The sequence below is a fragment of the Bradyrhizobium sp. P5_C11_2 genome (assembly GCF_054049755.1).
In genome coordinates this window covers 1-13684 of record NZ_JBFULT010000149.1, presented here as the reverse complement: position 1 = coordinate 13684, position 13684 = coordinate 1, and the positions used below count along the sequence as shown (strand labels likewise).

The following is a 13684-nucleotide window of genomic DNA, read 5'->3' as shown; positions in this document are numbered from 1 at the left end:
CTCCGGGTCCGGATCGTTCTCTAGCTGCTGACGAGCCTGATCCGCGGCTCWTGCCGCCGCTGCGCCTTGCGGACATACATGGCGGCGTCTGCCTCCTCCAGAGCACGACCTGCATCGGATTGCGGGCCGAGCAGCGCGACGCCGGCGGAAGCGCCCGCAGTCACGCGCTGACCGCGGAAGACGAAGGACAATTCGTCGACCGCCTGCTCGAAGATCGCAGCCTTCGCCTTGGCATCGGTCTCGCTGAGATTCCACAGCAGCAGCGCGAACTCGTCGCCACCGAGCCGGCCGACCACATCCGAAGCGCGGATCTGCCGCGTCAGCGTGCCGGCGATCGCCTTGAGCACCTCATCGCCAGCGGCGTGGCCGAAGGAATCGTTGATCGGCTTCAGGCGGTCGACGTCGAGCACGATCAGCGCGCCACTGGCGCGATAACGCTTCATGTAGGCAATGGCGCGCGTGAGCTCGCGCTCGAAACCGCGCCGGTTCGGAATCTCGAGCAGGAAGTCGGTGTCGGCGGCGGCCTCGAGTTCCGCGACCCGCCGCAACGCCTGCTTGAGCTCAGCCCGCAGGCCGCGGATCGTCGCCTTGGTCGTTTCCTTGGCGCCGTCATTGGCCGGTGCGGCGCGCCGCGCTGGTTCGGCGGAACGCCTGGGGGCGGTTTTGGATCGGCTCGCGCTGGTCTTCCGGCCCTTTTTGGCCTTCGCAGCGCTCGCCCTTTTTGGTTTCTTCATGGGCATCCTGCTCAATGAAGGCTTGCGGGGATTCACCAAGACAGGATAGTGCATTCCCTTCTCCTTGCCACCGCCTTGCGATCCGCCGGCCGGAACCGTTAATCTGGCCTATGTTTCTGTTTTCCCGAGAACAATTGACGTCATGACCGCGCCGATCGCCATCATCATGGGAAGCCAGTCGGACTGGGACACCATGCGGCATGCCGCCGACACGCTTGCAGCGCTCGGTGTCGCCGCCGAGACCCGCATTGTCTCCGCGCACCGGACCCCCGACCGGCTGTTTAGCTTTGCCAAGGGCGCCAAGGCGGCAGGCTACAAGATCATCATTGCCGGCGCCGGCGGCGCTGCTCATTTGCCCGGCATGGCTGCGGCGCTGACGGAACTCCCGGTCTTCGGCGTGCCGGTCGAATCCAGGACGATGAAGGGCATCGATTCGCTGTATTCGATCGTCCAGATGCCCGCCGGCATCCCGGTCGGCACCCTGGCCATCGGCAAGGCGGGCGCGATCAACRCTGCGCTGCTCGCCGCAAGCGTGCTGGCGCTGTCCGACCCGGCCCTGTCGGAGCGCCTTGCCGCGTGGCGCAAGGCGCAGACCGAGGCGGTTGCCGAACGCCCGGAGGACAAGGCGTGACGGACACCAGACCGGTGAAGCTGAAGCCCGGCGACACCATCGGAATCCTCGGCGGCGGACAACTCGGCCGGATGCTGGCGATGGCGGCGGCGCGGCTGGGCCTGCGCTGCCAGGTGTTCTCGCCCGATCCGGATTCGCCGGCCTTCGACGTCGTGCTGAACGCGACCTGCGCCGAATACGCCGATGTCGAGGCGCTGGAGATGTTCGCCCACGACGTCGACGTCATCACCTACGAGTTCGAGAACGTACCGGCGGCCGCCGCGATGGTGCTGGACGCGCGCCGCCCGGTGCTGCCCAACCGCRAGGTCCTCGAGACCACCCAGGATCGGCTCGCCGAGAAGGATTTCGTGACGCGGCTCGGCATCGGCACCGCCGCTTACGCCGACGTCACCTCCGTCGCTTCGTTGCGCGAGGCGATCGTCCGGATCGGACTCCCGGCCGTGCTGAAGACCCGCCGCTTCGGCTACGATGGCAAAGGCCAGACCATCATCCGCGAGGGCGACGACATMGCCAGGATCTGGACCGGCCTCGGTACCAAGCAGGCGATCCTGGAAGCCTTCGTGCCGTTCGAGCGCGAGATCTCCGTGATTGCCGCGCGCTCGGCCGCGGGCCAGGTCGAGTGTTTCGACGTCACCGAGAACGAGCACCGCGACCACATCCTGAAAGTGTCGCGGGCGCCAGCCGCGATCCCGGATGCGCTGGCGGAGGAAGCCCGCAGCATCGCGGGCAAGATCGCAAGCGCACTGGACTATGTCGGCGTGCTCGCCGTCGAGATGTTCGTTCTCGCAAACGGCACCGGCCCGAAGGTGCTGGTCAACGAGATCGCCCCGCGCGTGCACAATTCCGGGCACTGGACGCTCGACGGTGCGTCCGTCTCCCAGTTCGAGCAACATATCCGCGCCATTGCCGGCTGGCCGCTCGGCAGGCCCGTGCGCCACGGCGAGGTCGTCACCATGACCAATCTGATCGGCGACGAGATCAACGATTACGAGAAGTGGCTGACCGTCCCGGGCGCGACCGTCCACATCTACGGCAAGGGCGCGCCGCGCCCCGGCCGCAAGATGGGCCACGTCACCGAAGTCGGGCCGGCAACGGGCAGGTAACGGGACCGCGGCGATTAGCTGCGATCCCGCACGCTGATCATGCCGTCTTTGCGCCTGCGATGACGCCGGTGGGCTCCTCGCTCAGCCAGCGATAGAGCACGCCTCCCAGCGCGCCGCCGATCAGCGGCGCGATCCAGAACAGCCAGAGCTGCGCCAGCGCCCAGCCGCCGACGAACAGCGCGGGGCCCGTGCTGCGCGCCGGGTTCACCGACGTGTTGGTGACGGGGATGCTGACGAGATGGATCATCACCAGCGCAAGACCGATTGCGAGCGGAGCAAAGCCCGCGGGCGCGCGGCCGTGGGTGGAGCCCATGATGATGAAGAGGAACATCATGGTCATCACCACCTCGGTGAGGAAGCACACGCCCATGCTGTACTGGCCGGGCGAATGCGCGTCGTAGCCGTTGGACGCAAAGCCCTTGGCGACGTCGAATCCGGGAGCGCCGCTTGCGATGACGTAGAGGAGCCACGCGGCCACGATCGCTCCGGCCACTTGCGCGATCACATAGGGCAGGATCTGCCCGGCCGGAAATCGCCCGCCGGCGGCAAGGCCGACGGTGACCGCCGGGTTGAGATGGCAGCCCGAGATATGGCCGATCGCATAGGCCATGGTGACCACGCTCAGGCCGAACGCCAGGGACACGCCGAGCAGGCCGATGCCGACCTGCGGAAAGCCGGCGGCGATCACTGCGCTGCCGCAGCCTGCGAATGTGAGCCAGAACGTGCCGATGGCCTCGGCGGCATATTTTTTCATGTCCATGTGGGCGTCTCCCCTGATTTCAAGAATTTCCGGATCAACTTCCGGAAAACAGCCCGCCTTTTGGCGCCAAACCACCCAAATTGCGACCCGCGCATCAGGTTTTCGCCCCATTTAATGGCGTAACTTGGCCCGAAAGGCCGCTTCACAGGTGGACATGTCGGGTTTTGTCTGATACATCCGCGCCCTCAAGGTTAAGGGCCGGGCTTTTCGCCATCCCCTTTGACTTACCAGAATTCAAATCCGATCCACCAAAGAGGATGCCGCGTGCAGGTTCTCGTCCGCGATAACAATGTCGACCAAGCCCTCAAGGCGCTGAAGAAGAAGATGCAGCGCGAGGGTATCTTCCGCGAGATGAAGCTCCGCGGTCACTACGAGAAGCCCTCCGAGAAGAAGGCTCGCGAAAAGGCCGAAGCTGTGCGCCGCGCGCGCAAGCTCGCCCGCAAGAAGCTGCAGCGTGAAGGCCTGCTGCCGATGAAGCCGAAGCCGGTGTTCGGCGCGGGTCCCGGTGGCGATCGTGGCGCCGGTGGCCGTGGCGGCCCGGGTGCCGGTCCGCGTGGCCCCCGCTGATTTTGCCGAATTTGCAAGACTGAGATTTCGATACTGAGTTTTCGATGACGCGGGCCCCGGGCCCGCGTTATTGTTTGTAGAGGTGCCTTTTCTGGGACGGGGCACTACCGATGCGGCACCAGCGCGAGCGAACCGTAGATGGCTCTCCCTTTCCCCGAGCTCAGCCTGGCACGCGCATGCCGGACCTGGCAGCGACCGGTTGCGCTGGCCCTGATGTCGATCGCGCTCTGCGGCTGCTCATTCGACTTGGGCTCGCTGATGCCCGAGAAGGAGAAGCCGCAGGAAGCGCCCAGGGCGGCGGCCACCGACGCGGCCGTCAGCGCCGGTAATGTCAGCGACGCCCAGGGCCATACGGCCAAGGGCCAGGCCCTGGCGAAGTCGGGGGATACCGTTGCGGCGCTCGACGAGTTCAATCGCGCCGTGGCGCTCGATCCCTACAATGCGCAGGCCCTCTATGGACGCGCGCTGATCCACCAGGGCAGCAACGAGCACGAACTCGCGATCACCGATTTCGGCGCAGCGAACGGGCTGAACCCGCAGAAGGCCGAGCCGCTGCTCGGCCGCGCCATCAGCTATCTCGCCATCGGCAAGGTCAAGGAGGCTGCGGCCGATCTCGATGAGGCCTCCGAGGCCGATCCGCACAATGCCCAGGTCTGGATGACGCGGGGCCAGGCCTATGAGCGGCTCGGCGACAAGGCCAAGGCGGCGGCGTCCTACACCAAGGCCGTCTCGCTTCGCCCGCGCGACGACGCCGCGCGCAGCGGCCTTGCCCGCGTCGGCGGCTGACGGCGCGGCGCAAGCGCCATCTCAATCGGGGGTGGAGCTCTTCGGCAGGACGGAGTGGAACATCGACTTCATGCCGGACAGCATCTCGTCGGCGACGTTGGTCTTTTTCGGCCGCGGCATGGACGCACCGGCGTCGGCGCGCAGATCGAGCGGCGGCGCGATCACGGGGACCGGGATGTCGGCGGGCGGCGTCATCCGGTTCGGGTCGTCGTTGCCGATCGAGGCGGTATAGGGCGGGTTGGCCTGCGACGAGCCGCTATTGCCATAGGCCTCCGATGCGGGTGTCGACACCGTGATCGGCGGCGGCAGCGGACGGATCGCGGACGGCTCCGTGGTGACGACACGCGGGGCCTCGGGGGTGCGGATGGCTTCCCGCGCCGCAGGCTCCGCCGACCTCTCGGCAGATCTGGTCTCGGAAGACCTGGTCTCGGAAGACCTGGTCTCGGAAGACCTGGTCTCGGCAGATTTGCCCTCAGGCGATTTGCGCAGCCGCTCGATGGCAGCACGCACCAGATCATTGGCGTCGGGGGTTGCGGCCGGAGCGGCTGCAGCCGGCGCCGAATTGGCCTCGACCGCCGGGGCGGCGGTCGCGGGAGCGGTGACGGCCGGGGTGGACTTGGCGACCGCCTTCTCGCGTGCAGCGGGCCGGCCGCGCGGGCTGGCCGGAGCGGTCTCGGCCGGCGCCAGGTCTGCRGCCTTGGAGTCCGCGGCCTTGGGGTCCGCAGCCTTGGTCTCGGCGGCCGCCTGGTCGACGGGCTTGTCGGCGGCCTTCTCGGCCGCCGGCTTGTCCGTCACGCTCTTCTCCGAGACGCCCTTGGCCTTGACGCCGGGCGCCGGGAGATTGGCCACGTCTGCAGGCTTACCGTTCTTGCCGGCCGGGGCAGGCGCCACCACAGCCGCGGGCGTATCCGCCGCCGGCTTGGCGTTGATGTAATGATTAACGATGTACGCCCCGATGATCGTCGCGAGCACCGAGGGGAAGATATCCATCGAAATTTTAGCGATGTATTTCAGCATTTCTCGGCCACTCCCCGCGCGATCTGATGCGGGAACTTTGGGGCATTGTAAGGGATCAACTGCGACGGATCGATGGCAAAGGGTAACGGTCCCTTACGGCTTCAGCTCGATCTCAAGGAACACGATCTCGGTTGAGGTTTCGTTAAGCACGTCATGTTGGACGCCGGCCTTGCGAAAGTAGGATTTTCCGGCCGCAAGCTGCGCCTTGGAGCGCTCGCCGCCGGGCGCCACGATGGTCATTTCGCCGGCGACGACGGGAACGATCACATAGTCCATCCCGTGGGTGTGATGCCCGGTCGCGCTGCCCGGCGCCAGCCGCCATTCGGTCACCCTGACCTCTTCGTTGTCGATCTGAACCTCGGACTTGGCGGCAAGCATCGGCGTCTTTCTCCTCGCAGCATGATCCGGACCCGGAGGGCCGCGTCAGCCCAAAGTGTGCAGCGGTTTTCCGGAAAGATCATGCTCAAACAATAATCTGAAGCGCGATCGCGCTTCAGGGCACGAAAACCATGAACACGAAGACGGCAAATACCACCATATGGACCAGTCCGAACAGGATATTGGTCCTGCCGGTTCCGAAGGTCAGCATGCTCAGCAGGAATGTCAGGAACAGCAGCGCCGTGTTCTGGGGATTGAGGCCCAGCACCAGGGGCTGGTCGAGCGCATAGGTGGCAAGCCCGACCGCCGGAATCGTCAGGCCGATCGTTGCAAGCGAGGAACCGAGCGCCAGGTTGATGCTCTTCTGGAGGTCGTTCTTGCGGGCTGCCGCGACCGCCGAGACGCCCTCCGGCAAGAGGATCAGGAGCGCGACCAGAAGGCCGGCAAACGCCGGCGGAGCGCCGATCCTGACGGCGACCGCGTCGACAACCAGCGAGAACTTCTTGGCCAGGAGAACCACGGCCAGCAGCGAGACCAGGAGCAGCGCGATACTGAGACCCAGCATCTTGCCCGACAGGCGGGCCTCCCCGCCCTCGCCATCCGCCCTCTCGTGGACGAAGTAATCCTTGTGCAGGACGGTCTGGGTATACAGGAACACGCCATAGAGCACGATCGTCACGAGGTCGACGAAGCCGAGTTGAAGCGCCGAAAAGAACGGACCCGGCGTCGTCAGCGTGTAATTGGGCATGATCAGCGTCAGGGTCGCCAGCGCGATCAGCACGCTGAGATAGACGTTGGCGCCCGAGACCTGAAAACCCTGCTCGCGGTAACGAAGTCCGCCGATGAACACGCAGAGGCCGACCAGGCCGTTGCAGACGATCATCACGACCGCGAACACGGTGTCGCGGGCAAGCTCGGGCGCCGGCTTGTCGCCGAGCATGATCGTGGTGATCAGCGCGACCTCGATGATGGTGACCGCGAGCGTCAGGAGCAGCGTGCCGTAGGGCTCGCCGATCCGCTCCGCGATCACCTCGGAGTGATGAACGGCCGCGAACACGGTGCCGAACAGGATCACCAGCAGGATGATCGCAAACAGGCCTCCGCCGACCGACAGGGTGAAACCGTAGCCGGTCGCGGTMACGATCAGGAACAGCAGCACCGCCAGAGCGGGGAAGATCCATGACGACCGCGGCATCGGTCCGTGTGCGCTCATGCAGGCGATTCCTTCAATATGGCGATCGATTATGCGCGAGAAGATCGCGCCCGTCAGCCCTCAGCCGCCATTGATGAATTGCCGCGCGATCTCGATGATGCCAAAGCTGTCGAGATCATTGTGTCCGCCGCCGGGAATGCTCACGAACCGCTTCGGTTCGTGCGCCAGCGCAAACAGCTTCTCGCCAAATGCGATCGGAATGGTCAGGTCCTCCGTGCCGTGGATGAACAGGAGCGGCACCGTGACGCGTGCAATGCGCTCGTCGGAGCGAAACGGGTCGCGCATCAGCAGGCGAACCGGGACATACCAGAAGTGAGAGGCCGCGACATCGGCGATCGATGTGTAGGGGGCTTCGAGGATCAGCTTTCCGACCGGATGCTCGGACGCAACTGACACCGCAACACCGGTCCCCAGGGAGAAGCCCCAGGCGACGATGCGCCCGGCGTCATAGCGCGCCGTCGCGAACGAATACGCGGCCGCGGCGTCGCGCAGCAGGCCCTGCTCGCTCGGCGCGCCGCTCGAGCCGGCATAACCGCGATAGGACAATGCGACGAGCCCGGTGCCGTCGGCCGTGACAGCCTTGAAGCGGCCGACAAGCCCGGCAAGGGAATCGCCGTTGCCGTGAAAGAAGAGGACCACGGCACGGCCGGGCTTCGGCGGAATATGCCAGACGATGACCTTTTMCTCGTCCGACGTGGTCAGGACGTGCTCCTCGGCCTCCGGAAGGCCCGCGGCGGCGGGCGCGGTGCGCTCGCCGGTCGGGATCGGAAACAACATCGCGCGCTGCTTCACGAAGAGCAGGACGAGACCGGCGAGATAGCCGGCCGCAAGGATGATGGCGATCCATTTCAGGAATGTCATCGCTGTGCCGCCCCTCCGGAATTCAGGGCTTGCGACGACTCTTGAGCAATTTGAGGACATCCGGCCGGATGCTCAAGGGGATCTCGCGGCAGCCGCACGCCGCCGCATGGGCGGCGTGCCATGCGATGCGCCGTTCCCGCGTCGCCTTGGGCGGCATGCGATGGGACTGGTGCCATTGCCTGTTCAGGGCCACGGCCCGTCCCCCTCGGCGACTACATCGCCTTGACGATGTTCTCGGTGACCTTCTTGGCGTCGCCGAGCAGCATCATGGTGTTGTCGCGATAGAACAGCGGATTGTCGATGCCGGCATAGCCCGAGGCGAGCGAGCGCTTGATGAACATCACGGTGCCGGCCTTCCAGACCTGGAGCACCGGCATGCCGTAGATCGGCGAGGTCTTGTCCTCTTCGGCGGCCGGATTGGTGACGTCGTTGGCGCCGATCACGAAGGCGATGTCGGCCTGCGCGAATTCGGAGTTGATGTCCTCGAGTTCGAACACCTCGTCATAGGGCACGTTGGCTTCGGCCAGCAGCACGTTCATGTGGCCGGGCATGCGGCCCGCGACGGGATGGATGGCGTATTTCACCTCGACGCCCTCCTTCTTCAGGATGTCGCCCATCTCGCGCAGCGCGTGCTGCGCCTGCGCCACCGCCATGCCGTAGCCGGGGACGATGATGACCTTGGAGGCGTTCTTCATGATGAAGGCGGCATCGTCCGCCGAGCCGAGCTTGGCCGGCTTCTGCTCACCGGTACCGCCGCCGGCCGCCGCGGTCTCGCCGCCGAAGCCGCCGAGGATGACCGAGATGAACGACCGGTTCATGGCGTGGCACATGATGTAGGACAGGATCGCACCCGACGATCCGACCAGCGCGCCGGTGATGATCAGCGCGGAATTGCCGAGCGTGAAGCCGATGCCGGCCGCGGCCCACCCCGAATAGGAGTTCAGCATCGAGATCACGACCGGCATGTCGGCGCCGCCGATCGGGATGATCATGAGCACGCCGAGCGCCAGCGCGAGGATGACGATCAGCCAGAAGTCGAGCGCGCTGCCGCTCAGCACCAGGCCGACGATGAAGAACACCAGCGCCAGCGCCAGGACGATGTTGATGACGTGGCGGAACGGCAGGATGATCGGCGCGCCGCTCATGCGTGCCGACAGTTTCAGGAACGCGATCACCGAACCGGTGAAGGTCAGCGCGCCGATGGCGACGCCGAGCGACATTTCGACCAGGCTCTGCGCATGGATGTTGCCGGGCGTGCCGATGTCGAAGGCCTCGGGCGCATAGAACGCGCCCGCGGCGACCAGCACCGCGGCCATGCCGACCAGCGAGTGGAAGGCGGCGACCAGTTCCGGCATCGAGGTCATCGGCACGCGACGCGCGATGACGGCGCCAATGCCGCCGCCGATCGCGATGCCGACGATGACGAGGAGCCAGGCAAGGCTGTCCGCCGGGGGATGATTGGCCAGCGTGGTGGCGACCGCGATCGCCATGCCGATCATGCCGAACAAATTGCCCTGGCGCGACGTCGCCGGGCTCGACAATCCTCGCAGCGACAGGATGAACAGCACACCCGCCACGAGATACAAGACTGCAGACAGATTGGCGCTCATCTCAGGTCCCCATTCGCCAGCTCACCCCGAGGTGACGCTTACTTGGACTTCTTCTTGTACATCCCCAGCATGCGCTGGGTGACAAGGAAGCCGCCGAAGATATTGATGCAGGCAAAAATCAGCGCCACGAAGCCGAAGGCGCGGGCCCAGCCCGAGCCGCTTGAAATATTCGCAACACCGCCGGCAAGCAGCGCGCCGACCACGATCACCGAGGAGATCGCGTTGGTCACGCTCATCAGCGGCGTGTGCAGCGCAGGCGTCACCGACCACACCACGAAATAGCCGACGAAGACGGCGAGAACGAAGATCGACAGCCGGAAGACGAAGGGGTCGACGACCTGTGCAACATGCTCCATGGCGGCTCTCCTTAGGCTTTCGGCTGGAAGTTCGGGTGGATCACGGCGCCGTCTTTGGTCAGCGCGGTCGCTTTGACGAGCTCGTCGTCCCAGTTCACGGCCAGCGCCTTGTTGGCCTTGTCGACCATGGTCTCGATGAAATTGAACAGGTTGCGCGCATAGAGGCTGGAGGCCGAGGCCGCGACGCGGCCGGCGACGTTGGTGTAGCCGACGATCTTGATGCCATCGACCTCGGCAACCTCGCCGGGCCGCGCACCCTCGACATTGCCGCCACGCTCGACGGCGAGATCGACCAGCACCGAACCGGGCTTCATCGACTTGACCATCTCGGCCGAGACCAGTTTCGGCGCCGGCCGGCCCGGGATCAGCGCCGTCGTGATCACGATGTCCTGCTTCTTGATGTGCTCGGCGGTGAGCGCGGCCTGCTTGGCCTGGTACTCTTTCGACATTTCCTTGGCATAGCCGCCGGCGGTCTGCGCGTTCTTGAACTCCTCGTCCTCGACGGCGAGGAACTTTGCGCCGAGCGATTCCACCTGCTCCTTGGTCGCGGGCCGTACGTCGGTCGCGGTGACGACCGCGCCAAGACGGCGCGCCGTCGCGATCGCCTGCAAGCCGGCGACGCCGACGCCCATCACGAACACCTTTGCCGCCGGAATGGTGCCGGCAGCGGTCATCATCATCGGAAAGGCACGGCCGAAGGCTTCGGCTCCCTCGATCACGGCGCGGTAGCCGGCAAGGTTCGCCTGCGACGACAGCACGTCCATGACCTGCGCGCGCGTGATGCGCGGCATCAACTCCATCGCGAAGGCCGAGATGCCGGCATCCGCCATCGCCTTCAGCGCGGCATCGTTGCCATAGGGGTCCATGATCGCGATGACGAGCGCGCCGCGCTTGTATTGCGCAAGCTCGGAGGCCTCGGGGCGCTTCACCTTGATGATGATGTCGGCGTCCTTCAGCGCATCGGCGCTGACGGTGGCGCCAACCGCGGTGAACTCGGAATCCGGCAGGCCCGACTTGAGGCCGGCGCCCGGCTCAACGGCGATCTCGGCGCCGAGCGCCTTGAACTTCTTCACCGTATCAGGCGAAGCGGCGACCCGCGGCTCCGACGGATCGATTTCCTTGGCAACGGCGATCTTCATAGGCCCTCCGGCGACGCGGGACAAAGCGCGCACGCGAACTTAGCGTTACTCCCGCAACGTTGGATACCGGTTTTGATACCGGCTTGAATGCAAATTTTATGGGCACCGACGGCGCTGGCGGTGCGGCAGGCGATGGATCAGGTCAGGAAGATCGCCATCAGGATCACGATGAGCGCGACCGAGGCCGTGCCGTATTTGACCAGCTTGATGAAGCCCTCATAGGTCTGCTCGTGGGCAACGTAGTCGTTGCCGTCGGCGGTGGTGTACGCCACTTCGCTATGGTCAGCCATGGATGTCCCCAGTCGAAAGTCGAATTCCTGGGTGGCAATACCGCAAACCGCCGGGCAGGGCAACGGCAGGCAGACGCGGTTTTCCTGCAAATCAGGTCATTTGGAATTCCGATTGCCGGGAATCCGGCGCTCGCGCCGCTCAGCCTTGATCGATCATCGCGGCGGTGACGCTCGCTCTCTGTCGCTGCGGTACCGCAAGGCCGAGCGCCGCGCGCACGGCGTCGACCGCCGGCTCGCCCGCCTCGGTGAATCGGGCCGTGCGCGGGGCCGTACCGGGACCGACCGCCACCGGATTGTCGCCGGACAGGAAGCCGTGAGCCATGTGGAAGCCGAGCGCGCGATAGACCTCGAACTGCTCCTCCGAGAAGAACTGATCGCCGGTGGTCTCGTGGGGAAAGCGATCGTTTCGCCGCGCATAGTCCCTTATGTAGTCGTTCTCGTCGCCATTCAGCGACGATTTGACATAGACCAGATAGCCCTGGTCATCTCCACCATAGTCGATGGTACCGATGGCGACGTGAACGCGGTCGCGCGCGGCCTCGTCATGCTCGTCGGGGGCCGCGGGATCGCCCGCCTTGTCGGCATTGCGCGCCATCAGCGCGCGCGTGCATTCGCGAATCGGCATCCATGGCAGGTCGATCCTGACGCCAAGATCGATGCGGGCGTAACGCTGCAACGTCATCAGGGAGCCGAAATTCATCGGCGCATCGGCCTCCGCATCGACCGCGATGATCACCTTGCAGCGGCGGCGCAACAGCTCGTAGACGCCGAGATTCTCGATATGGCCGCCGTCCGTCAGGTAGACGCTGTCGCTGTTCTCGTACAATCGCCCCGAGATCTCGGACCAGAAGTAAAGCGGCGTGGAGCGGCGCTGCGGCCGGACCCGATCATCGACGTAACGCGGATTCTTCAGCCAATAGCCAAGCCGCACGTTGAGGAGCGCAAGCGTCGGCGTCAGCGCCTTGATCGAGCTCGAGCCCATGTTCGAGGAGGCCGCGGCTCCGGAGATCGCCATTGCGGTCGCGAGGTCGAGGCTCTGTTCATCGTCCTGCACCAATCCGGTGGGCGCATAGCCCGTTGCCTCACTGCCGATGTTCAGGGCGGAGAACACGAAGAAGTCCGCGTTGCGGCCGCGCCGATTGGCAAAGTCGGACCCCTGGATGTTCAATGCCGTGTTGATGAGCTGATAGGGCGCGTGCAGCTTTGGCGCGGCCGATTGCCCCGGAATGCGGTCCGACTCGACCGGAGCCGCGTAGAGATCCGTCAGCTTCATGCGATCGAGCGGCCTGAAATCGCGCCCCTGATCGAGGCTGGCTTCGGCGCGCGCGATGCCGCCGTCGGCCGAACGCGTCGGATCGAACAGGAAAGCCTTGCTCAGGCGATCGCGATAGAGGCGGTGCAGCGAGTTCGCGTTCGGCGTCAGGAAGAACGAGATGGCGAACAACAGGACGCCGGCGAAGGTGTAGAGGATGACCATCCGAAGACTGTAGGAGTAGGCGAGTTCCGAAGCTTCGCCCTGGAACAGACCGGGAAGGCGAACCTGAACCGCATTCCCCGCTTTCTCGGCCAGGAACCGGAGCCAGACGGGAACGTGCCAAATAGGCGTCAAGCGCTCGTTGTCTGCCACGACCGGCGGTGCGGCCCTCGGCGTGATCTCGGCCGACAAGGTCCCCGTGCTGGCATCAAACTGGATCTTGCCGGCCAGGTTGCCGGACGGCGCGTTCGATTTGGCGTTGGCCAGGCACTCTCTTTGCGAAACGGCCCCCAGCGATGCCGGACACTTCTCGAACAGGTCGTTGGAGATGCCCCAAAACGACAGATAGAGGTATGCAACCCAGATGATGAGCGGAAGCGCGAGACCCGCGATCCACAGGGCGACCTTGGCGACGACCGCGAGCACCAGCGCCCCCCACTGCGAGGATGCGCTGTTGCCCTTCAGCAATTCCGCGAATTGCTGCCTGAATGCGGTGACGAAGACACCGATCGGAGCAGCCACTGCCGCGAGCGACTTGATCCAGGTGATCGCGACTGCGCCGGCCGGCCCACCGATCGCGTCGCTATCGGCGACGTCGAACATCTGCCCCAGCATGAAGGGCTGAAAATCGAAGAAGGCCATGACAACCAGCAGCACCAGGACGGTCGCGCCCATGCTCGGCCAATGCGAACGGAATTCCTGCCGCTTTCCGGGGCTTGCAAACGACTGCTTGAGCGCCCATCCGAAAAACAGCACGACGCCGAT

The 13684-nt window shown here is 65.3% G+C and carries 15 protein-coding genes; 4 read left to right on the top strand and 11 right to left on the bottom strand.

What is annotated here, in order from left to right; all coding sequences use genetic code 11:
- Positions 1-20: 20 nt before the first annotated feature.
- Positions 21-734, bottom strand: a complete 714-nt coding sequence (locus ACXJL8_RS16430; protein ID WP_456685240.1) for a GGDEF domain-containing protein — start codon at positions 732-734, stop codon at positions 21-23.
- Positions 735-876: 142 nt separating this feature from the next.
- On the opposite strand from ACXJL8_RS16430, the gene purE reads away from it, so the two are divergent.
- Both purE and ACXJL8_RS16420 read left to right on the top strand, forming a co-directional pair.
- The gene (purE, locus tag ACXJL8_RS16425) at positions 877-1365 is read left to right on the top strand and encodes a 5-(carboxyamino)imidazole ribonucleotide mutase (protein ID WP_456685239.1); all 489 of its coding nucleotides are present in this window, start codon (positions 877-879) and stop codon (positions 1363-1365) included.
- Positions 1362-2468 (top strand): 5-(carboxyamino)imidazole ribonucleotide synthase, encoded by a 1107-nt coding sequence (locus tag ACXJL8_RS16420; protein ID WP_456685238.1) that lies wholly within the window; start codon positions 1362-1364, stop codon positions 2466-2468. The genes purE and ACXJL8_RS16420 overlap by 4 nt, the downstream gene beginning before the upstream one ends.
- A gap of 37 nt (positions 2469-2505) precedes the next feature.
- On the opposite strand, the gene aqpZ is transcribed toward ACXJL8_RS16420, so the two are convergent.
- Positions 2506-3228, bottom strand: coding sequence for an aquaporin Z (aqpZ, locus tag ACXJL8_RS16415; protein ID WP_456620282.1), 723 nt, complete (start codon positions 3226-3228; stop codon positions 2506-2508).
- 264 nt (positions 3229-3492) lie between these two features.
- Here aqpZ and rpsU point away from each other — a divergent pair, with 264 nt between their 5' ends.
- On the top strand, positions 3493-3795 hold the full coding sequence (gene rpsU, locus ACXJL8_RS16410) for a 30S ribosomal protein S21 (RefSeq protein WP_212406250.1): 303 nt from the start codon (positions 3493-3495) through the stop codon (positions 3793-3795).
- A gap of 138 nt (positions 3796-3933) precedes the next feature.
- Positions 3934-4581, top strand: coding sequence for a tetratricopeptide repeat protein (locus ACXJL8_RS16405; protein ID WP_456620281.1), 648 nt, complete (start codon positions 3934-3936; stop codon positions 4579-4581).
- A gap of 21 nt (positions 4582-4602) precedes the next feature.
- Here the strand turns inward: ACXJL8_RS16405 and ACXJL8_RS16400 are convergent, their stop codons facing one another.
- The 9 genes from ACXJL8_RS16400 to ACXJL8_RS16360 all read right to left on the bottom strand — a co-directional run.
- Complete coding sequence (locus ACXJL8_RS16400) at positions 4603-5598, bottom strand: hypothetical protein (RefSeq protein WP_456620280.1); 996 nt, start codon at positions 5596-5598, stop codon at positions 4603-4605.
- 93 nt (positions 5599-5691) lie between these two features.
- On the bottom strand, positions 5692-5976 hold the full coding sequence (locus ACXJL8_RS16395; RefSeq protein WP_271552407.1) for a cupin domain-containing protein: 285 nt from the start codon (positions 5974-5976) through the stop codon (positions 5692-5694).
- Positions 5977-6091: 115 nt separating this feature from the next.
- Positions 6092-7189 carry a calcium:proton antiporter gene (locus ACXJL8_RS16390; protein ID WP_456620279.1) on the bottom strand — a complete coding sequence of 366 codons (1098 nt, stop codon included), beginning with the start codon at positions 7187-7189 and terminating at the stop codon, positions 6092-6094.
- 60 nt (positions 7190-7249) lie between these two features.
- Positions 7250-8050 carry an alpha/beta hydrolase gene (locus tag ACXJL8_RS16385; RefSeq protein WP_456685237.1) on the bottom strand — a complete coding sequence of 267 codons (801 nt, stop codon included), beginning with the start codon at positions 8048-8050 and terminating at the stop codon, positions 7250-7252.
- 212 nt (positions 8051-8262) lie between these two features.
- On the bottom strand, positions 8263-9660 hold the full coding sequence (locus tag ACXJL8_RS16380) for an NAD(P)(+) transhydrogenase (Re/Si-specific) subunit beta (RefSeq protein ID WP_456620277.1): 1398 nt from the start codon (positions 9658-9660) through the stop codon (positions 8263-8265).
- 38 nt (positions 9661-9698) lie between these two features.
- On the bottom strand, positions 9699-10016 hold the full coding sequence (locus ACXJL8_RS16375) for a proton-translocating transhydrogenase family protein (protein WP_456620276.1): 318 nt from the start codon (positions 10014-10016) through the stop codon (positions 9699-9701).
- Positions 10017-10027: 11 nt separating this feature from the next.
- Positions 10028-11155, bottom strand: coding sequence for a Re/Si-specific NAD(P)(+) transhydrogenase subunit alpha (locus tag ACXJL8_RS16370; RefSeq protein ID WP_456620275.1), 1128 nt, complete (start codon positions 11153-11155; stop codon positions 10028-10030).
- A 137-nt stretch (positions 11156-11292) separates the two neighbouring features.
- Complete coding sequence (locus ACXJL8_RS16365) at positions 11293-11445, bottom strand: aa3-type cytochrome c oxidase subunit IV (protein WP_008136857.1); 153 nt, start codon at positions 11443-11445, stop codon at positions 11293-11295.
- 139 nt (positions 11446-11584) lie between these two features.
- On the bottom strand, positions 11585-13684 hold a 2100-nt coding region (locus ACXJL8_RS16360), incomplete at its 5' end, for a cell division protein (RefSeq protein WP_456685236.1).